The sequence below is a fragment of the Massilia sp. UBA6681 genome (genome assembly GCF_002454935.1).
Lineage (GTDB): Bacteria > Pseudomonadota > Gammaproteobacteria > Burkholderiales > Burkholderiaceae_D > Telluria > Telluria varians.
In genome coordinates, this window is the sequence record NZ_DKJX01000076.1 from 1 (window position 1) to 20,268 (window position 20,268).

The 20,268-nt window shown below is 66.6% G+C and carries 11 protein-coding genes and 3 tRNA genes; 6 read left to right on the plus strand and 8 right to left on the minus strand.

The genetic code is table 11. The features are described 5' to 3' along the window. Nucleotides 1-105: 105 nt before the first annotated feature. The 7 genes from B2R83_RS12835 to B2R83_RS12865 form a co-directional block, all read right to left on the minus strand. A tRNA-Thr gene (locus B2R83_RS12835) sits at nt 106-180 on the minus strand. A gap of 32 nt (nt 181-212) precedes the next feature. Next, nucleotides 213-286: transfer RNA gene (locus tag B2R83_RS12840), tRNA-Gly, on the minus strand. A gap of 36 nt (nt 287-322) precedes the next feature. Beyond that, nucleotides 323-407: transfer RNA gene (locus B2R83_RS12845), tRNA-Tyr, on the minus strand. A 358-nt stretch (nt 408-765) separates the two neighbouring features. Beyond that, nucleotides 766-2,301 carry an HDOD domain-containing protein gene (locus tag B2R83_RS12850; RefSeq protein WP_292041793.1) on the minus strand — a complete coding sequence of 512 codons (1,536 nt, stop codon included), beginning with the start codon at nt 2,299-2,301 and terminating at the stop codon, nt 766-768. Between the two features lie 24 nt (nt 2,302-2,325). Further along, nucleotides 2,326-4,008: a tetratricopeptide repeat-containing response regulator gene (locus tag B2R83_RS12855; RefSeq protein ID WP_292041796.1), complete on the minus strand. Its 1,683-nt coding sequence runs from the start codon at nt 4,006-4,008 to the stop codon at nt 2,326-2,328. A 159-nt stretch (nt 4,009-4,167) separates the two neighbouring features. Beyond that, the gene (locus B2R83_RS12860) at nt 4,168-5,142 is read right to left on the minus strand and encodes a J domain-containing protein (RefSeq protein ID WP_292041798.1); all 975 of its coding nucleotides are present in this window, start codon (nt 5,140-5,142) and stop codon (nt 4,168-4,170) included. A gap of 110 nt (nt 5,143-5,252) precedes the next feature. Then, nucleotides 5,253-6,401: a class I SAM-dependent methyltransferase gene (locus B2R83_RS12865; protein WP_292041799.1), complete on the minus strand. Its 1,149-nt coding sequence runs from the start codon at nt 6,399-6,401 to the stop codon at nt 5,253-5,255. Nucleotides 6,402-6,476: 75 nt separating this feature from the next. On the opposite strand from B2R83_RS12865, the gene B2R83_RS12870 reads away from it, so the two are divergent. From B2R83_RS12870 to B2R83_RS12895, 6 genes are all read left to right on the plus strand, one after another. Further along, the gene (locus B2R83_RS12870; protein ID WP_292041801.1) at nt 6,477-7,268 is read left to right on the plus strand and encodes an SDR family oxidoreductase; all 792 of its coding nucleotides are present in this window, start codon (nt 6,477-6,479) and stop codon (nt 7,266-7,268) included. Nucleotides 7,269-7,281: 13 nt separating this feature from the next. After that, nucleotides 7,282-7,680, plus strand: a complete 399-nt coding sequence (locus B2R83_RS12875) for a dihydroneopterin aldolase (RefSeq protein WP_027868217.1) — start codon at nt 7,282-7,284, stop codon at nt 7,678-7,680. Continuing rightward, nucleotides 7,677-8,597: a tRNA 2-thiocytidine(32) synthetase TtcA gene (ttcA, locus tag B2R83_RS12880; RefSeq protein WP_292041806.1), complete on the plus strand. Its 921-nt coding sequence runs from the start codon at nt 7,677-7,679 to the stop codon at nt 8,595-8,597. Before B2R83_RS12875 ends, ttcA begins: the two co-directional genes overlap by 4 nt. 75 nt (nt 8,598-8,672) lie before the next feature. After that, nucleotides 8,673-9,188 carry a phosphoglycerate mutase family protein gene (locus B2R83_RS12885; protein ID WP_209589926.1) on the plus strand — a complete coding sequence of 172 codons (516 nt, stop codon included), beginning with the start codon at nt 8,673-8,675 and terminating at the stop codon, nt 9,186-9,188. A gap of 128 nt (nt 9,189-9,316) precedes the next feature. Further along, the gene (locus B2R83_RS12890; RefSeq protein WP_209589925.1) at nt 9,317-10,522 is read left to right on the plus strand and encodes a helix-turn-helix transcriptional regulator; all 1,206 of its coding nucleotides are present in this window, start codon (nt 9,317-9,319) and stop codon (nt 10,520-10,522) included. Further along, nucleotides 10,519-11,481 (plus strand): GlcNAc-transferase family protein, encoded by a 963-nt coding sequence (locus B2R83_RS12895; RefSeq protein WP_292041811.1) that lies wholly within the window; start codon nt 10,519-10,521, stop codon nt 11,479-11,481. The genes B2R83_RS12890 and B2R83_RS12895 overlap by 4 nt, the downstream gene beginning before the upstream one ends. 95 nt (nt 11,482-11,576) lie before the next feature. On the opposite strand, the gene B2R83_RS12900 is transcribed toward B2R83_RS12895, so the two are convergent. Further along, complete coding sequence (locus tag B2R83_RS12900; RefSeq protein WP_292041814.1) at nt 11,577-20,228, minus strand: hypothetical protein; 8,652 nt, start codon at nt 20,226-20,228, stop codon at nt 11,577-11,579. Between the last annotated feature and the right edge of the window lie 40 nt (nt 20,229-20,268).

Sequence of the window (20,268 nt, forward strand, 5' to 3'; positions counted from 1 at the left end):
CGAATTTTTCCTTTGCCATTTCAGACTCCTAAGATCTAACGATTTTTTTGAGAATTACCAGGCACACCTGACGGACGAGTGCAACGCGACTGCCGTACAAAATTCTGGTGCCCTTGACGTGGATTGAACACGTGGCCTCTCCCTTACCAAGGGAGTGCTCTACCACTGAGCTACAAGGGCTTATTTTTTGCGGTTAGAAACACCGCACTAACTGGAGCGGGTGAAGGGAATCGAACCCTCGTCGTAAGCTTGGAAGGCTTCTGCTCTACCATTGAGCTACACCCGCGAGGTACAACCTTTCAATTCCTTCGACTCTTCTTTTTGGTGGTGGGGGCTGGATTCGAACCAGCGTACTCAGAGAGGGCAGATTTACAGTCTGCTGCCTTTAACCACTCGGCCACCCCACCGCGAAGAACCGCAGAGTATGAAGCAAGCTCAACGTAGTGTCAACTATGTTTCATCAGACTTTGTCTGGCTTCGCATAGCAGCGTTGCTTCGGGGCGTGATTGTAACGGGCGGGATGCAAAACCACAAGGGTGATTTTGCGCGAATTGCAGGGATGTCGAAATTTAGTGTGTGAAGGCGTGCCGTGCGGCGATTTTTGCTTCCACCACCGCCTTCAACACCGTCGCTCCGGCGAAGGCCGGAGCCCAATTTTTGCGTGTGTGGTCATAGCGCTTCGCGGATGCGTCCGTCACTGTTCTGCGGAATTGGATCCCGGCCTGCGCCGGGATGACGACTCATCGGGTAGCGGAAAAAAGGGCGTCAGCCCTGCCCCAGTGCCGCCAGCACCTGTCCCTTGAGCGCCTTGATCAAGGCCGTCTCGTCCGGCGGCACGCCCTCCGGCGCCGGCAGCGTGCGGTCCGCATAGAACAGCCCCAGCTGCACCTTCCCCACCACCAGCGGCAGCACGATGAAGCTGCGCGCATCCGGCAGCAGCTTGCGGTGCCACTCCGGCAGCAGGTCGCGGATCTTGGGACTGGAGGCGTCCGAGATCATCAGGTCGGCGTCGTTCTCCATCGCCAGGTGGAACAGGTCGCGGCTCGAGGCCACCGGGAAGGCGAAGCCGGCCTGCTGGCGCGCGCTGTCCTCGCCCAGCACCACGCGCGCCCGGTACTGGCCGCTCTTGGCATCCTTCAGGCACACGGTGGCGAAGCGAAAGCCGAGCGCGCCGTACAGGGTCTCGAGCACCGCCAGCACCACGTCGTTGACCTTGCCGCCCGAGGCGCGCATCTGGGTCACGTCCTGCACGCCGGCCAGCAGCAGGTCGCGCGCGTTCTTCGGCTTGCCGCTCGGATGCAGGCCCTCGTGCTCCTCCTCGCCGGCGTCGAGCGTGGCCAGCATCAGCACGTTCGGCAAGCCCTTGCCGCCCTCCTGCGCCTCGCTCCTGGGGGTTGGCTGCATGTTCATGCTCTCCAGCAGGGCGCGCATGCCGTCCTGCACCGCCGACAGCAGCGCGTCCATGCGGGAGCGGTCGAGGTCGAGGGCCTCGCCGTAGCGGCCCAGCAGCGCCAGCGCCTCTTTCGAGCCGGCCGGCTCGTGGGTCCTGGCCAACAGGCGCGCCACGTCCAGGCCGAAGGCCGCCACCTGGCGCATCCATTCGCCGCGGTTGGCAGCCACCCGCACGGCGGTGGGCGCCAGGGAAGCCTGGGCGCGCACGATCATGTCCGGGATCTTCCATTCGGCCAGCACCGCCTGCGACAGCGCATCGTAGCTTGCCCCCAGGATCATCTGCGAAGCCTGCCCGACCGTGTGCTTGCCGCCCGCGACCAGGGCGGCGATCTCGCGGTAGCGCTCGTGCTCGTGGCTGGCCACCAGCAGCGGGGCCAGGTTCTTGAACAGCGCGCAGATCGCCGCTTCCTCGGCGCCCTGGAAGAAGCTGTGGCGCGCCATCTCGCGGCCCACCAGGCTGGCGCACAGGGCCGCTTCCAGCTCCATGCGCACGCTGCCGGCATGTTCCGAGCTGTCGAGCGCATCGACCAGCAGCATCGCCAGCGCCGTGGTCTTGACGTTGTCGAAGCCGAGCAGCGAGATGGCGCGCGAGATCGTCGTCACCGGCGTGCCGCCCGGGGTGCGGTACTGGATGGTGTTGGACAGGCGCAGGATGCGCTGGGTCAGCGCCGGGTCCGAGACCACGTAATAGGCCAGGTCGTGGGTGCCCTGGTCGTCGCTCGAGGCCATCTCGACCACGCGGGCGATCGAGGCGCCGAGGGCGAACATCTCTTCGTCGCCGCAGACCTTGTGCATCAGGGCGGCGCGCACGCGCCGGGTCGCGCCTTCCGGCGGAATTGCGTCAAACATTGCTGCCATCGCGGCTCATCTTTCCTATGCTGCTTTCCCCGCGGGGGCGGCTGCGGGGGCGCTTTTCTGGCCCGGTTTGGCCGGGCGCCCCTGCGCGTTGCGTTCGTATTTCCTGAGTACCTGGTGGTGCAGGGCCGACAAGGCGCCCAGCTTCGGGTTGCCCGGGTCGAGCGTGCGCACGTTGCCGATCAGGCTGACGGCCTGCTGGCCGAGCTTGTCCTCCCAGCCGTCGTGCTCGAGGCAGCGCAGGGTCGCCAGCGCGGCATTGAAGGCCACCGCCGGATTGTTCGGCAGCTTGGCCGCGGCTTCCAGCATCATGCTCACGGCGCCCTTGTAGTCGCCGCTGCGGGCGCGCGCCGCGCCGTCGGCCACCAGGTCGACCACGTGCTGGCGGCTTTCCTGCGCCAGCGTGCGCGCCAGGTCGGGAAAGCCCGCCCCTTCCAGCACGCCCATTGCGCGCAGCATGGCGGCGTCGTTCGAGGCATTGCGCATGACCTCGCGCACCAGCTCGGCGCCGCCCTCTTCCATGTTGTTCTCGAGGCAGGTGCGCGCCAGCTCCAGCTTCAGTTCGCTGGAGAGCCCCGGCACCTCGGCGCAGGCCGCCAGGGCGGTCGCCAGGGAGTCGTTCAGGCGCGCTTCGTTGCCGGTGTATTCGTGCAGCAGGGCCGAGGAGATCGCGCTGCACAGCACGGTGGCGGGACGCCCGCCCATCGAACGGTCGAGGTCGCGGATGACCGAGGCCGCGGCCACCGGATCGCCCTTCTTCACCAGCGTGCGCACCAGCTTGACGTGGTCTTCGGGGTCGCGGAATTCGGAATACTTGGCCTTGGCCACTACCTGCTTGAGCGCCTTTTCGGCCGCCGCGGTATCGCCGGCCTCGAAGGCGGTCTCGCCCAGCGTGCGCAGACGCCGCACGGCATGCGGCGACACCGCCACCGCATCGTTCAGCACGGCCTGGGACTTGCCCAGGTCGCCCACCGCCGCATGGGTGCGCGCCAGCCAGTCGTAGGCGTCGACGAAGTTGCGGTTGGTGTCGACCAGCTCTTCCAGCATCCCCTTGGCTTCGTCGAACTGCTTGCGCAGGAACAGGGTCTTGGCCAGGCCCAGGCGCGCCCAGGCGATCGCCTTCATGTCGATGAGCTTGCGGTAGATTGGTTCGGCCTGGTCCGGCTCGCCCAGGAACACGTGCAGCTCGGCGCGCAGGCGCATGAAGTCGATCGCGTAGCGCGGGTGCAGGCGCTCGCCATCGATACAGGCCTCGATCGCTTCGCGCTGGTCGCCGGCTTCCATCAGGGTGTAGACCGACATGAAAGCCCTGCGGCGGTCGAGGGCGCGCGCGATGCGGTCGAGCAGGCGGTCGGCGGTGAAAGGCTTGAGGATGTAATCGGTCGGCGCCAGCTCGGCGGCGCTGACCACCTTGCTGTGGTTGCCCTCGGCCGTGACCATGAAGAACATGGTCGACAGCGGCATCAGCTTGTGGTGGCGCACGTCCTCGAGCAGTTGCTGGCCGTCCTGGCCGCCCTCGAGGTCGTATTCGCACAGGATCATGTCGAAGCTGCGCAGGCCGAGATGCTTGACCGCCAGATTGGACGAACTGGCGTGTTCGATGCGCGTCAGGCCACACATGTTGAGCATGCTGTGGATGTTGGCGCGCATGCCCGAATGGGGCTCGATGATCAGGGCCGTCAGGCCTTCCAGTTCGTTCATGTTCTTGTCCAGCCTGCGTTGGGCGTGCGGCAACGCTGCATTGGCGTCGCATCAGCCCAGTATATTACGGCCAGGGAACAAATTACGTAAATTGGGTAAAGACGTAGCGCAACTTTTGGTTGTTGCGCGAAAAAACGACAACCGGGTCTGTTCCGGTCCTTATGGGGCTAAGGCGGCCGCCCGGCGCAGTTGCACGCGGCGGCCGTTCAGGCATTCGGTCTTGCTGTCGCCGACGATGATGTTCTGATAGCGAACTTCGTATTTTCCGGCACTGAGCTTGTCGATCACGAAGGTAGCGCGCGCCTGCACGTAGGCGTGGCGCACGTTCGAGCGGCGGTCGAGGTCGTATAGCTTGACGAAGATCGGCGAGGCGTTCGCGCTGTTGTCGATCAGGAACTGCATCTCGCTGCCACTGTTGCCCACCGGGTAGCCCGGCAGGTAGCCGGACTCGGCCGGCCACGGGTCACCGCTGGGAGCGGTCAGGGTCTGCAGGTCGGTGCCGCAGTCGGGCGCCTGCGCCGGCACCACCAGCTGGGTCACGGCGAGCGCCTTGATCTCGGGTGGCGGCGCCGATCCCTCGCCGCCGAAGCGGCGCGCCCAGCCTTCGGTGCTGGCGTCGGTGCCGAGCTCATCGGGACGGTCGGTGGGTATGCTCGGAGCGGGATCCGGCTTGCCGGCCCAGGCTAGTACCGGCGGCAGCTTGGCGCGCGGCGGCTCCACCAGGTAGAAGGCCGCGCCCGCGCCGGCCACGAAGCAGGTGGCCAGGCCCAGCCACCAGCGCGGGTCGCGCATCAGGCGCGGACGCGGTCGTGCAGACGTGTCCGGAACCTTCGGCTCCCAGGCATCCGGCCGCGGCGGGCGGCCGGGCGTCTCTTCGGCGCCGGTGCTTTCCAGCCATTCGACTTCCCACTCTTCCGAGGCGATCCATTCGTCGTGCTCCTTGCGGCGCACCGGGTCGGACAGGGTGTTGTAGGCGGTATTGACGATCGCCATGATGCGGGCGGCTTTTTCGTCGCCCGGATTCTTGTCGGGATGGTATTTCTGGCTGAGGGCCTTGTATGCCGCACGAATGACTTCCGCCGGCGCGCCGCGCGCGACCTTCAGGTTGTCATAGTGGGTATGGATCTTGGCCATAATCTTTCAGGTGCGCGGTTCCGTCGGCGCTGTTCCGTTGACCATCTGCGGACGCTCCGGGTTGTACAGCTTAGCCGGATTTGTATCCGGAGCGCAAGATGTCAAAAATTCTACAGGCGGTGGGCCCGGTCCGCCCGCACGATAGCGATTGGCAAGTCCACATCCTTACCTACGACCAGCACCTTGAACAGCTCACCCATCTCGGCCGGCGACACCAGCTTCTGCACCGCCTTCGATTGCGGCAGGAAGCGCAGCGCATCGGCCGGGTCGGTTTCCATCAGCAGTTCGCCAATGCCGCAGCCGAGCAGGAAGGAGGCCTGGTTCATGTAGGCCAGCACCGGCAGGCCGGCTTCCTGCGACGCCAACGCCATCGCGGTGAAGTCCACGTGGGCGGTGATGTCCTGCAGGCCCGGCAGGAAGAACGGATCCGGATGCGAATGGTGGCGGTAGTGGCACATCAGGGTGCCGCCCATGCGCTGGTCGAGGTAGTACTCGTGCGCCGGGAAACCGTAGTCGAACAGGAAGGCGGCGCCGCGCCCGCCCTTCATCATCGCCGCCAGCGAGCCCATGAAGCCTTCGGCCACCGGGTGGATTTCGGTGACGTAGCCGTCCGGCAGATGCTCGGCCTCGGGAATCTGGCGCGCCACCTGGGCCGCAAGCTCCGGCGGCAGCGCCTGCTGGACGAAGGCGAAGGCGCCGTTGTCGACGGTGACCATCTGGCGCTGCCAGCGGCCGTCCTTGCGGATGACGAGTTCGACCGGCATCGCATCGAGCACCTCGTTGGCCAGCACCACGCCGCTGAACGATGCGGGCATGCCGTCCAGCCACGTTACCACCGGCAGATCCTTCAGGGCTTCCTGCTGGCGCGCGCGCAGCTCGCCCGACAATTCGATGATGGTGTACGAGCGCACCTGCACGCCCATCTCGCCAAGCGCGGTGAGCACGTCGCGCGCCAGCTTGCCGGTGCCGGCGCCGAATTCGATGATATCGGGCGCGCTTTGGGCGATAATAGCGGCTGCCGCGCGCGCCAGGGCTGCCCCGAACAGGGGCGACATCTCGGGCGCGGTCGTGAAATCGCCGCTAGCCCCCAGTTTGGACGCGCCGCCGCTGTAATACCCGAGCCTGGGTGCGTACAGCGCCAGTTCCATGAACCGTGAAAACGCCATCGCCCCGCCGAGCTGCTCGATCTCGGCGGCGATCAGTTGTTGCAGGGAGTGGGACGCGGCGAGCGCGTCGGGAGTGGGTGCGGGCAGGGACATGCCGGCATTGTAGCGAAACGGCCAACAAGCAGCATCTTTCAAACTCAGCACACATCCTCAGTACAAGATCGATCGATGACGCAATCCGCCCACACCGCTTCGAAGCTCGCGCTCGTGACCGGCGCCGGCCGCCGCCTGGGGCGTGCGATCGCGCTCGGCCTGGCTGGCGCCGGCTGGGACGTCGCCGTGCACTACCGCCATTCCGAGCGCGAGGCCCTTGAGACGGCGCAAGCCATCCGCGCCCTCGGCCGGCGCGCCGCCCTGTTTCAATGCGACCTGCTCGATGAAGCCGCGGTACGCGCCCTGCCCGGCCGCGTGGCGGCGGAACTGGGCGTGATCGGCTGCGTGGTCAATAATGCATCGTTGTTCGAATACGACAGTGCGACCAGTTTTTCGCCGGCCCTGCTCGCCACGCATATGGGTGCGAACCTGACCGCGCCGCTGCTGCTGGCGCAGGCCCTGCACGCCGCCACGCCGGCAGGCGCGCAGTCCGTGGTGATCAACCTGCTGGACCAGAAACTGTACAATCTCAACCCGGATTTTCTGTCGTACACGCTGTCGAAGGCGGCGCTGCACGCGGCCACCACGATGCTGGCGCAGGCGCTGGCCCCGGCGGTGCGCGTGGTCGGCGTGGCGCCTGGCATCACGATGGTGTCGGGCGAGCAGAGCGAGGAAGGCTTCGCGCAGGCGCACCGCATGACGCCGCTGGGCCGTTCCTCGACCCCGCAGGACATCGCCGATGCGGTGGTGTATGCCGCCGGCGCGCGCGCACTGACCGGCACCACCCTGCTGGTCGATGGCGGCCAGCACCTGGCGCCTCTATCACGAGACGTGATGTTCCTGACTGAAAACAATCAACATTCCTAATAAGGCTCTACCCATGTTATCCGCCCTGATCCACCCGAGCTTGCGCGACTGCCGCCGGCTGTTCCTGCGCAATTACGAAGTCATGATCAACATCGGCGTGCACGACTTCGAGAAGCGGGCGGAACAGCGTGTCCTGATCAACGTCGACCTGTACATCCCGCTCGAGCAGTCGACCCCGAAAGCCGACCAGCTGTCGGAAGTGGTCGACTACGACTTCATGCGCGAAACCATCGCCAAGCGCATCTCGAAAGGCCACATCCACCTGCAGGAAACCCTGTGCGACGACGTGGTCAAGGCGATGCTGACCCACCCGCGGGTGCGCGCCGCACGCGTGTCGACCATGAAGCCGGACGTCTACCCGGACTGCGAAGGCGTGGGCGTGGAAGTGTTCCAGCTGAAGGAAGAAGCATGAGCGAAGCGGATTTCGATCAACTGAACGCCGATGCCGCCAAGAAGGCGGAGAAGCTGGCGTTCGAGAACAACAAGCTGCACAAGCGCCTGTGCCGCCTGGTGGGCCAGGCGATCGGCGACTTCAACATGATCGAGGACGGCGACAAAGTGATGGTCTGCCTGTCGGGCGGCAAGGACAGCTATGCCCTGCTGGACATCCTGATGACCCTGCGCGAGCGCGCGCCGATCCATTTCGACATCGTCGCGGTCAACCTCGACCAGAAGCAGCCGAACTTCCCTGCTGATGTGCTGCCTGCTTACCTGGAGAAACTCGGTATTCCGTACCATATCGAAAACCAGGACACCTACAGCATCGTCAAGCGCCTGATCCCGGAAGGCAAGACCACCTGCTCACTGTGCTCGCGCCTGCGGCGCGGCATCCTGTACCGCGTGGCGGACGAGCTGGGCTGCAACAAGATCGCCCTGGGCCACCACCGCGACGACATCCTCGAAACCTTCTTCCTGAACATGTTCTTCGGCGGGAAGCTGAAGGGCATGCCGGCCAAGCTGGTCTCGGACGACGGCAAGCACATGGTGATCCGCCCGCTCGCCTACGTGAAGGAAGCCGATACCGAGCGCTATGCGGAAGTCAAAGGCTTCCCGATCATCCCGTGCGACCTGTGCGGCTCGCAGGAAAACCTGCAGCGCAAGCAGATCAAGGCCATGCTGCGCGATTGGGAAAAGAAGCATCCGGGCCGCGTCGAGAACGTGTTCTCGTCGCTCTCCACCGTGGTGCCCTCGCACCTGCAGGACCGCGACCTGTTCGGCTTCGTCGACCTGAAGACCGACGGCGTGGCGAATCCGAACGGCGACATCGCCTTCGACGAGGAGCCGTGCTCGACGCCGGCGGCGAACACGATTTCGCTCACGCAGCTGTAAGAGCCGCCAGCGTTAACAGAAAGGCAGGGGCGTGCTACCCTGCCTTTTTTTCGTCCCTACCTGCAAGAGGATCCCATGAGCCTGTCCGCCCGCCTGTTCCGCTGCCTGTCCTTCAGCCTGGCCATCCTCGCCCCCGGCGCGGCGTTGGCCGAGCCGAGCGCGATCTACCTCGTGCGCCATGGCGAGAAGGCCAGCGTGGGCCAGGACCCGGAGCTGACCCCACAAGGCCAGGCGCGGGCCCAGGCGATTGCCGCCATCCTGTCGCGCACCGGCATCACCGCCGTGTTCAGCACGCCGACCCAGCGCACGCGCCAGACCGCCCAGCCGCTGGCCCAGCGCATCGGGCTCGAGGTGCAGCTGTACGACCCGCGCGCGCCGAAGGCGCTGGTCGAGAAGGTGAAAGCCTTGTCCGGGCCGGTGCTGGTGGTGGGTCACTCGAACACCCTGCCGGAACTGGTGCGGCTGTTCGGCGGCGCGCCCGGCGCCGACATCGGCGACGACGAATACGACCGCGTCTACCAGCTCACGCCGGCGTCGGGAGGCGCGGTCAGGACGGTCCTGCTGAGTTCTCCGCCATCCGGCGCTCTCTGATCCGGAGCGCTGTTCTGTATTATCAATACAACAAGATTGAACTTTTGGCGAGGCGGCAGGACAACCAGTAGTTTCAATACTTCTTTGCATCAGTTAGGATGCATGGGAATTATTGAGCGGAGCAAATTTTGGATCTGTCCCAGGCGCAGTTCGACCGCGCCGTCAACCTCATCTACGACACGCTGGACGACCGAACCGCCTGGCGCAGCGTGCTCGAATGCCTGCACGAGGCGGTCGGCGGGCGCGCCATCCACATGCTCGCCTTCGACGCCGCCCATGGCGCCCTGTCGTACAGCGATGGCGCCGACATGGCGCCGCAGATCGACCTGGAATACATCCAGAAATACCAGTTCGTCGATCCGCGTGTCGGGCTGATGCGTACGCAATGGGCGGACGAGTGGCTGCACTGCCACGAGCATTTCGACGAAGACTTCGTCGCCAGCGATCCGTTCTACCAGGAGTTCCTGCTCCCGCACGGCGCGCGCTACCTGACGGCCTGCAAGCTGGTCGAGAACGTCGAAGCGACCGTGCTGCTGGCCTGCCTGCGCCGTCCCGGCGAAGGCCCGATGCCGCCGGACGCCCTGGCCTTCCTGGACCGCCTGCGCCCTCACCTGCAGCGTGCCACGCGCATGGGCCTGGCCCAGTTCGTGTATTCGGCCCAGGCCCTGGTCGGTCACGCGCTGGTCGACAAGCTGCGCCAGCCGGTCATGCTCCTGACCACCGGCGGCGAGGTGGTGCTGGCGAACGAGGCGGCGCGCTGCCTGCTCGGCTCGACCAGCCTGGTGCAGGTGGACGGCAAGCGCCTGGTGCTGCCGCAAGCCTACCGCCGCGCCTTCCTCGACCAGTGCGCGGAACTCGAGCACGGGGCACGCACCGCTGCCGGCGCCGGTGCGGATACGGACAAGGCCTTCCGATCCCTGCACATGAGCAGCGAGCCCGGCGCCGCGCCGGACGTCCTGTATGGCTTCTTCACCCTCCTGGTGCCGGAACGCACCCTGGGCAGCTTCGGCCTGCGCCCGCTGGTGATGCTGTTCTTCTACCACCCGACCTCGGCCCAGGTGATCGATTCCGACCTGCTCGCCGCGGCGTTCGGCCTGTCCCACGCCGAATGCCGCGTGGCCTCGCTGCTGGCCGACGGCATGCCACTGAAGAGCATCGCCGAAACCTTGGGGGTGCAGTACGATACCGTGCGCAAGCAGCTGATGTCGATCTACCAGAAGACCGCAACCAACCGCCAACCGGAGCTGGTGCGGCTGCTGATGAACCTTCCCGCTTCGGCCGTGCAGCGCGCCATCACGGCTGAAGGCAATGCATTCAAAGGATGTACCACTTGATACCGAGCACTTCCCAGACCATCTTCATCAGCATCGCATCCTATCTCGACCCGATGCTGTTCTTCACCCTGAACGACGCGGTAGCGAAGGCCGCCCGTCCGGAGCTGCTGTCGCTTGGCGTGGTCAACCAGCACGTGGAAGACCAGCGCGCCGCGATCTCAGCCCTGCCCTTCGCGCGCCAGGTGCGCTACGTGCACCTGCATCCGCAGGACACGCTGGGCGTGAGCTGGGCACGCAGCACCGCCTTTTCGCTGTACGACGGCGAAGCCTTCCTGCTGCAGGTCGATTCGCACACCCTGTTCGAGCCGGGCTGGGACGAGCAGCTGCGCAGCCTGCACGCGAAGTTGCGCGAGCGCTCGGCCAAGCCGATCGTCAGCACCTATCCCTACCGCTTCGACATGGTCGACGGCGTGCCGCAGTACACCCCGAGCGAAGGCCGCACCGCGCTGGTGCTGCGCCCGCATCCGGAAACGACGCTGGCGCCGGGCGACGCCGTGCTGCGCTTCATGGCGCGGCACCTGTTCACCAGCGAGCCGGTGATGGGCTGCCACGTGTCGGCCGGCTTCCTGTTCGCGGCCGGCAGCTTCGTGGAAGAGGTGCCCTACGATCCCTACCTGTACTTCCATGGCGAGGAACAAAGCCTGGCGGTGCGCGCCTTCACGCGCGGCTGGGATATCTTCCACCCGCTCACCACGCCGGTCTACCACCTGTACAAGACCGAGGGCACGCCCTACGAGACCCACCACTGGCACGGCGAAACCGACGCGCGCCGCGCCTTCCAGTCGGCCTATCTCACCGAGCGCGCCAAACAGCGCCTGACCCGCCTTCTGATGGGCGACGGCCTGTCCGGCGCCTATGGCCTGGGCAGTGCGCGGACCATGGCCCAGTATGCCGAAATGAGCGGTATCGACTACGCCAGCCAGACCATCAGCGACCCCTTCGGCGGGCAGCTCTGCTGAGCGGTTTCCCGCTCGGCCATGAAAAAAACCCCTGGCGGCCGCAAGCGGCTGCCAGGGGTTTTCCTTAGGAGACGGTGGCTGCGCCACCGTTCCCGTCAAGTCGGAAAGCCTACCAGCGTCACCCACACCGGATCGGTGACTTCGGTGCTGGCATCGTTGGCATAGTCGCGCTCGCCATCGCCGTCCTTGTCGTTCCAGACGTGGACGTTGTAGCGTTCGATGCCCTTGACGTAGTCGGTCTCGCCTGCAGCCACGATCTTGTACTGGTAGCCGGCGGCGTAGGCCGCGGCATCGGCGCCGCCCAAGCCGCCAGTAAGTACGGTGAAGCTTACCGCGTCGCGCTCGGCCACGCTGTCCACGTAGATCTCGAGGATGTCCCCGGCCATGCTGCGGCCGGAGCTGCCCAGGTTGGTACCGCCGTCGAGGTAGTTGACGCCCTTGCCCAGTACGAAGCTGTCGGCATAGGCGGTACCGACCACGGTGTCGCCGCCGCCGCGCGCATCGATGTAGACTCCGGCCTCATACTTCGCCATCAGGGCTTTCACCTCTGCAGACAGCAGGTCGGGCGCGGATACGGTCTCGCCGAAGCGGGTGCCATTGATCCAGGCCAGGTTACCCATGGTCGCCAGATCGTTGCCCTGGGCGGTCTTGGTCGGGTCGGTCGCGCTCACCTTCTGCTCGCCGACAGTGGGCGCCAGGTCGATCTGCTTGACGAAACTGGTCTGGTTGTCCTTGTCGTTCCGGTGCCAGATCCGGACCGCTTCGATGTCCTTGAGGTAGTCGTATTCCGCGCCACGCTCGAGCTTGAAGGCATAGCCGGCATTGAAGGCCGCCAGGTCGTCGCCGGTTGCGCTCGACGTCAGCTGCACCGCGCGCACCGCTGCGCCTTCGGCGACGCTGCCGGCGTAGACGCTCAGGTAGTCGCGCGCGGCGTTGCCCTGCTGGTCGGAACCGATGTTGGCGCCGCCGTCGATGCGATTGAAACCGCTGCCTGCGTTGATATCGTCGGCGTAGGCCGAACCGATGAAGCTGTCGTTGCCGGCCCCAAGGTCGGCGTAGACGCCGCGCTTGTACTGGTCCATCAGCGCGCGCGTCGCTGCCGTCACGTTGGCCGCCACGCTGAGCTGCTCGGAACCGGCCCAGCCCTGGAACCAGGCGAAATGCACGATCCCGGCCAGTGGATTGCCGGAGGCATCCTTGGTGGAATCGGTGGTGCTGACCTGTACCTCGCCGATGGATGTCTCCATCTGCACGCCGCGTACATGCTGCAGTTCGTCGCCCTGGGCCTGGCCATCGCCGTTCTTGTCGTTCCAGACCTGGATGTCGAGCCGCTCGATGTTCTTCACGTAGTCGGTCGAGAACGCGCCATTGACGATCTTGAAGCGGTAGCCTTCGGCGAAAGCCTGTGCATCGGCACTGTCCATCCCCGCGGTGAGCTCGACGATCTGCAGCGCATCTGCCGCAGCCGCGTCGGCGACGTGGACCTGGAGGACGTCCGCGCCAGGCCAGCCGCCGCTGTTGGTGCCCAGGTTGGCGCCGCCATCGAGCTTGTTGATGCCGCTGCCGGTCACGAAGTAGTCGGCGAATGCCGATCCGACGACACGGTCGTTGCCCGCCCCCATGTCCACGTGCACGCCGCGCCCATACTCGTTCATCAGTGCCTGGGTGGCGGCGCTGACGTCGGCCGCGACGCTGAAGCTGTCGTCCGCCGCCGTACCGTAGGCCCAGGCGAAATGGCTGTAGTTCGACAGCGGGCTGCCGCCGCTGTCCTGGCCCGGCTTGGTGGCGCTGGCGCTCACCTCGTCCACCTGCACGGCCAGCGAGATGCGGCGGTTGTACTGGACTTCGCTGCCGTAATCGCGCTGGCCGTTGCCGTTGGCATCGTTCCAGATATGGATGTTGACCACCTCGATGTTCTTCACATAGTCGGTCTCGGCGCCCGCCACGATCTTGTAGGCATAGCCCTTCTCGAAGGCCAAGGCATCCTGGCCGCTCATGCCGGCGGTGAGCGCTACCGCACGAACCTGCGCGGCGGCCGCGGCGTCCGCCACGTAGACCTCCAGCTGGTCGCGGGCGGCGCCGCCGCGCGGCATGCTGCCGGCCTGGGCGCCGCCATCGATCCAGTTGGTGCCGGCGCCGACGGTGAAGTTATCGCCATAGGCCGAACCGACGACGGTGTCGTTGCCGGCGCCGGTGTCGACGTACACGCCGCGCTGGTAGCTGTCCATCTGCGCCCGGGTGGCGGCCGAGACGTCGGTATTGGCGTCGAAGCGGTTGTCCATGTCCCAGCCATAGGCCATGGCATGGTGCATGATCTCGCCCAGCGGCGTACCGCCCACGTTCTCCGCGCGTACCTCGTCCACGCGCAGCTTCACGTTGATTTCGCGCACCCAGGACATCATTTCGCCAGGGTCCTGCTTGCCATTGCCGTTGCTGTCGTTCAGCTTGAAGATGGCGATCGACTCGACATTCTTGACATAGTCGATTTCGTTGCCGTTGACGACCTTGATGGTATAGCCGTCCGCGAACGCGGCGGCATCCTCGCCGGTCGCCCCAGCCTCGAGTTTGATGACGCGCACGGCGCCAGCCTGCTGGTCGCTGGTGACGTAGACGTTGAGGCGGTCGAAGCCTGCGCTGCCGGCATACGGATGGGCGCCTTCGTTGGCGCCGCCGTCGACCCGGTTCACACCGCTGCCCATGGTGAATTCGTCGCTGTAGGCGGTGCCGATGACGACATCGTTGCCTGCGCCCATCGAGAAGGTGGCCCCGCGCTGGTATTGCTGCATCAGGCTTTGCGCCGCGGCCGAGAAGCCGGTGGCGGCGTCGAAGGTCTCGGCGCGGGCGCTGCCGTCCACGTTGGCCATGAAGGTGATCTTGCCCAGTTCCTGCCCGTTGGTGCTGCGTCCCGGCTGCCCTTCGGCGGTTTCATTCACCTTGATGCCGATGCGGACCTGGGTGCTGGCCACCGTCCCGAGCGCGCCGCCGTTGCCCTGGCTGCCGTCGTTGCCGTCGCTGAAACGCCAGTCGATAGTGACCGACTCCGGCGGATTGCTGCCGGCATTGGCGTAGGCGATTCCGTGCAGCGCACGATTCACCAGGCCCTGGCTGGCCTGGTTGTTAAAGGTGAGCACGAGGGTGCCGCCGGCCTGCGATGCGCTGCCGATGGCGATTCCGGCGACCCGCAGGATGCCGCCGGCGATCAGGACTTCGCCGCTGCCGGAGAACAGGTCGTCGGCGCTGGCGCCGCCCTGGCGTTCCAGGGTGAGCCTGGCTCCGCCATAATTGCCGCGCGCAGCCAGTTCGGCGTCGTAGACCGCGACGTTGCTATCGAGAACCTGTGGCTGCACGCCGTTGGCGCGCACCACGCCGCCATCGAGCGTCGACACCGGCGCTGCATTGAAGCTCGGGTCGAGCCTGCCGTCCGCGTCGAGGCGGGCGATCAGGCTGTTGGCGTCGAATTGCATGCTGGTGTAGGCGTTTGCGAACACGACGATCTTTCCGCCGCTGAGCGACAGGCCGACCGCGTTGGCGCCGACGCCGTTGGTCGGTATCCTGGCGACGCCGTTGACGCCGAAGGCGGTGTCGAGGCTGCCGTCCTGGTGGTAGCGCACCAGCGCCAGCTCGCCGCCGCCGACGCTGCTCGCAAGCGGCTCGCCGGTGCTGCCGAGGACGAGGATCTTGCCGTCGGACTGGACCTGGACCCGGTTGTAGAGGTCGTTGCCGTCGCTCAGGCGCGCCTTCACCATGCCGCCGGTGCCGAAGCTGGTATCCAGCGAGCCGTTCGTATTCAGGCGCAACAACAGCCCGTCCACGTCGCCGCTGCCGTCGCCGCTGCGCATGGTGCCGGCCACCAGCAGCTTGCCGTCGGCCTGCACGATCACGTCGCGTCCGGTATCGGTCCCCGGGCTCACCGGGAGCATCACATGGCCGCCGGTGCCGAAGCCGGTGTCGAGGGTGCCGTCCTGATTGAAGCGCGCCACGGCCACGTCCAGACGCCCGCTGCCGGTCGCATAGCCCACCAGCACGATCTTTCCGTCCGGCTGCAGGGTGGCCCCGGCGACGGTGTCGTTGGTAGCCGCGATCGACAGGGTGGCGAAGCCGGTCTGGTTGAAGCTGGTGTCAAGGCTGCCGTTCGCGTTCAGGCGCGCCAGCGCCATGTCGCCGGCCGTGCCGGCGCTGGTCCAGCCGGCCACGACGATCTTGCCGTCGGCCTGGACCATCAGCTTGACCGGCTGGTCGTTGCCGGCGCTGACCTTGATGAGCGTCCGTCCGTCGCTGCCGAAGCTCGTATCCGGCGATCCGTTGGCGTTCAGGCGCAACACCTGCATGTCGTAGGGCTGGCCGGGGGTAGTGGCCACGACCAGCACCTTGCCGTCCGCCAGCTCCACCGGCGCGGTATTGGCGAAACTGCGCAGGCCCGCGATCTCGACGCGGCCGTTGCCGCCGAACGAGGTATCGATGCTGCCGTCGGCGTTGTGACGCGCCAGCACGGCCTGGCTCGGCGCGCCGTCATTGGTGGCAATGATGCGGAAGCTGAGCAGCTTGCCATCGCGGAGCACGGCGCCGCCCAGGGTCGTGTAGTCGTCGCCGGCCGCGTCGATCGCCACGCCTGCCGGAGCCCCGGCGAAGGTCGGAGCGCTGTTGGCGCGGACCGGCGGCAGGGTCTGCTCGCCCAGCTGGATCGAACGGGTGAAGCGGATCTCGTTGGCGGGATCGTCCTGCGGGCCGCCGTCCTGGAAGCCGTCGCCGTCCTTGTCGTTCCAGACCAGCACATGGACCTGCTCGATGTTCTTGACGTAGTCGACTTCGATGGCGCCGTTGGCGACCTTGTATTCGTAGCCGAGGGCGAAGGCGTCGGCGTCGGCGCCGCTGGAGGCGGTACCGAGTTTCGTGACCGTGACGGCGTCCGCCGCGGCCTGGTCGGCCACGTACATCTGGATCACGTCGGCCGCCGCGCCGCCACCCGGGCTGGCGCCCTGGTTGGCGCCGCCGTCGACGTAGTTGGTGCCGGCGCCGGCGACGATGTTGTCGCCATAGGCGCTGCCGACGATGCGGTCGTTGCCGGCGCCGGTGTCCACGAAGACGCCGCGCCCGGCCGCATCCATCAGCGCACGGGTCGGCGCCGAGACGTCGACCGCCGCATTGAAGCTGTCGTCGCCGGCGGTGCCGGTGGCCCAGGCCAGGTGCATGTAGTTGGCCGGGCTGTCGCCGGCGGCGATTTCATGCACCTCGAGCGCCAGCGGAATGTGCCTGCCGGTTCCCGTGCCGGGCACGTGGATCGACACCGCCTCGATGTTCTTGAGGTAGTCCTTCTGGGTGCTGTTCGCACCGTAGGTGACCATCCAGGTGTAGTCCGGATCGTCCGAGGCCACCACCTTCACCGCATTCATCGCGGCGACGCTGTCCACCTCGATCTGGAACACGTCGCTGGCCTTGCGCCCGCCCGGGTCGCGGCCGGCGTTGGCGCCGCCGTCCACGCGCGAATTGCCGGCGCCATTGCGAATGAAGTCGCCGTAAGCGCTGCCGACGATGGTGTCGTTACCAGCGCCACCATCGATCCAGACGCCGCGCCCGTGGTTTGCCATGGCCGCCGCCAGGGGGCTCGACAGCATGCCGGCCGCGCCCATGTCGATGGTGTCGGCGCCCGCGGTGCCGTTCACCCAGGCCAGGTGGGAATAGTTGCCGATTTCGCTGTCGGCCAGGTTGGCTTCCTGCACCGACACCACCAGGGGGATGTCGCGCGCGAAGCTGCTGCTGCCGTCGTTCTTGGCGATCTGGATGCTGACGCGTTCGATACCCTTGATGTAGTCGGTCTCGGCGCCGGCGCTCACCTTGTGGGTGTAGCCGGCCGCGAACGCCGCCGCTTCCTCGGCGCTGCCACCGGCCGCCAGCGCGGTGACCTGCACCGCGTCGGCCGCGGCCTGGCTGGCCACGGTCACGCGCAGCACATCCTGCGCCTTGCCACCCCAGGGCAGCGTACCGGTATTCGCGCCGCCATCGACGTAGTTGGTACCGGCGCCGGCGTCGATATCGTCGCCATAGGCGGAACCGACGACCGTGTCATTGCCGCCTTTCAGGTTCACGTAGACGCCGCGGCCGTGCTGGTCCATCAGCGCGCGCGTGCCGGCCGACAGGTCCGCGGCGGCATTGAAGCTGTCGGTCCCGCCGGTTCCCTCGACCCAGGCAAAGTGCATGTTCTGGGCCAGGTCCTGGGAGCCGGCCGCGATTTCGTGCACCTGCAGCGCCAGCGGAATCCATTTGCCGGTGCTGGTGCCGTTGACATGGACCGAAATCGCTTCCACGTTCTTCAGGTAGTCCTTCTGGGTGCTGCCGGGGCCGTAGCTCACCATCCAGGTGTAGTTGCCGTCGTCCGAGGCCTCGACCCGGATCGCATCCATCTCGGCGGCGCTGGCGACCGAGATCTCGAACACGTCCTGGCCGCCGATATTGGCGCCGCCGTCGATCCTGGCGCTGCCGGTCCCATTGCGGAAGTTGTCGGCATAGGCGCTGCCGGTGATCGTGTCGTCGCCGGCGCCGCCGTCGATCCACACGCCGCGGCCCTTGCTGACCATGGCGGCCTTGAGCGGCGCGGACAGCAGGGTCGACGCGGCGCTGGCGTCGATACTGTCGGCGCCGTCCGTACCGTTGATCCAGGCCAGGTGGTAATGGTTGGAAGCGTCAGGCGCGGCCAGGTCGGCCTCCTGCGCCACTACCGCCAGCGGAATGTCGCGTCCCCAGGCGCTGCCGCCGTTGGCGGTGGCGATCTGGACCACGACCCGTTCGATGCCCTTCAGGTAATCGGTCTCGGCGCCTGCCGCGACCTTGTGCGTATAGCCCTTGTCGAATGCTTCGGCATCGGCGCCGGACATGCCGGCTGTCAGCTGCGTCACCTTCACGGCGTCCGCCGCGGCCTGGCTGGCCACGGTGACGCGCAGCACGTCCTGGGCCAGGCCGCCCCAGGGCGGCGAGCCGGCGTTCGCACCGCCGTCCACGTGGTTGACGCCGGCGCCCATGTTGAAATCATCGCCGTAGGCGCTGCCGGTGGCGCTGTCGTCGCCGGCGCCCATGTCGACCCAGACGCCGCGGCCGTGCTGGTCCATCAGGGCTTTGGTCGCCGCCGACAGGTCGGTGGACGCATTGAAACTGTCCTTGTGCTCGGTTCCCTGGACCCAGGCGTGGTGCATCTGCTTCGCCGCATCCTGTCCGGCCGCGATCTCGTTCACCTGGACGGCCAGCGGAATCCATTTGCCGGTCGAAGTGCCGCTCACGTGCACCGAGATCGCCTCGATGTTCTTCAGGTAGTCCTTCTCGGTCTTGCCGTCGCCGTAGGTGACCATCCAGGTGTAGGCCGGGTCGTCCGAAGCGACGACGCGCACGGCGTTCATCTCGTCCGCGCTGGCCACCGCGATCTCGAAGACGTCCTTGCCGCCAACGTTGGCGCCGCCGTCGATCTTCGCGTTGCCGGCGCCATTGCGGAAGTTGTCGGCATAGCCGGTGCCGGTGATCGTATCGCCGCCGGCGCCGCCGTCGACCCAGACGCCGCGCCCGCGCGCGCCGATCGCGGTCTTGAGTGCCGCCGACAGCAGCGCGGTGTCGCCGGACAGGTCGATGGCGTCGGCGCCCGCGGTGCCGTAGACCCAGGCCAGGTGGTAATAGTCGATGCCGGAATTGGACAGGTTGGCCTCGTGTGCCACCACGGCCAAGGGGATGTCGCGCACCCAGGTGCTGCCGCCATCGGCGGTCCCGACCTGCACGCTGATGCGTTCGATGCCCTTGAGGTAATCGGTCTCGCTGCCCGCCACGACCTTGTGGGTATACCCGTCGGCGAAGGCCTGGGCGTCCGCACCGCTCGAGCCGGAGCCCAGCTGCGTCACCTGTACGGCATCCGCCGCGGCCTGGTTCGCCACGACGACGTGCAGCACGTCCTGGGCCTTGCCACCCCATGGCGGCGAGCCGGCGTTGGCGCCGCCGTCCACGTAATTGGTGCCGGCGCCCATGGTGAAGTCGTCGCCGTAGGCGCTGCCCTGCGCCGTATCGTCGCCGGCGCCGGCGTCGATCCAGACGCCACGTCCGTGCGTGTCCATCAAGGCCTTGGTGGCGGCCGAAACGTCGGCCATGCTGAAGCGGTCATTGAAGCTGGTGCCCTGGACCCAGGCCAGGTGCATGTAGTCGGCGGGTTTCTCGGCCACGCCGACCTCGTGCACGTCTTGCGCCAGGTTGATCGTTTTGACATAGCCGCCCGAAGTCAGGAACACGTTCACCTGCTCGATGTTCTTGACGTAGTTGGTATCGGCGCCGTTGACGATCTTGATGCGGTAGCCGCCGGCATACGCATCGCCATCCGGCCCGGTGGCGGATGCGCTGAGCGCTACCGCGTCCACTGCCGCGCCGGCTGCGGCACTGTCGACGAAGACATTGAGGACGTCGCGCGCCTTGCCGCCGTGCGGCGGNNCGCCGCCGTCGATCCGGTTATTGCCCGTACCAGCGTCGATGGTGTCGGCATAGTCCGAGCCGACCACGGTGTCGTCGCCCGCCCCCATGTTGAGCACGATGCCGCGCTGGTACTGGGTCATCAGCGCGCGCATATCCGCAGTAACCGCGGCGCTCGCGAAATCGAAGGTCTCCGCCGCGGCGGTGCCGTTGGCGATGACAAAATAGTATTGATCGATCAGCAGCGAACCCCAAGCGGTCTTGGTCTTGCCGGAGTCAGTCGGGTCGAGCGGAATTTCGTTGATAACGATGGTCATTGTATTGTCCTCAGTGCGTTCGTTGCCGTGCGCTTAGCCG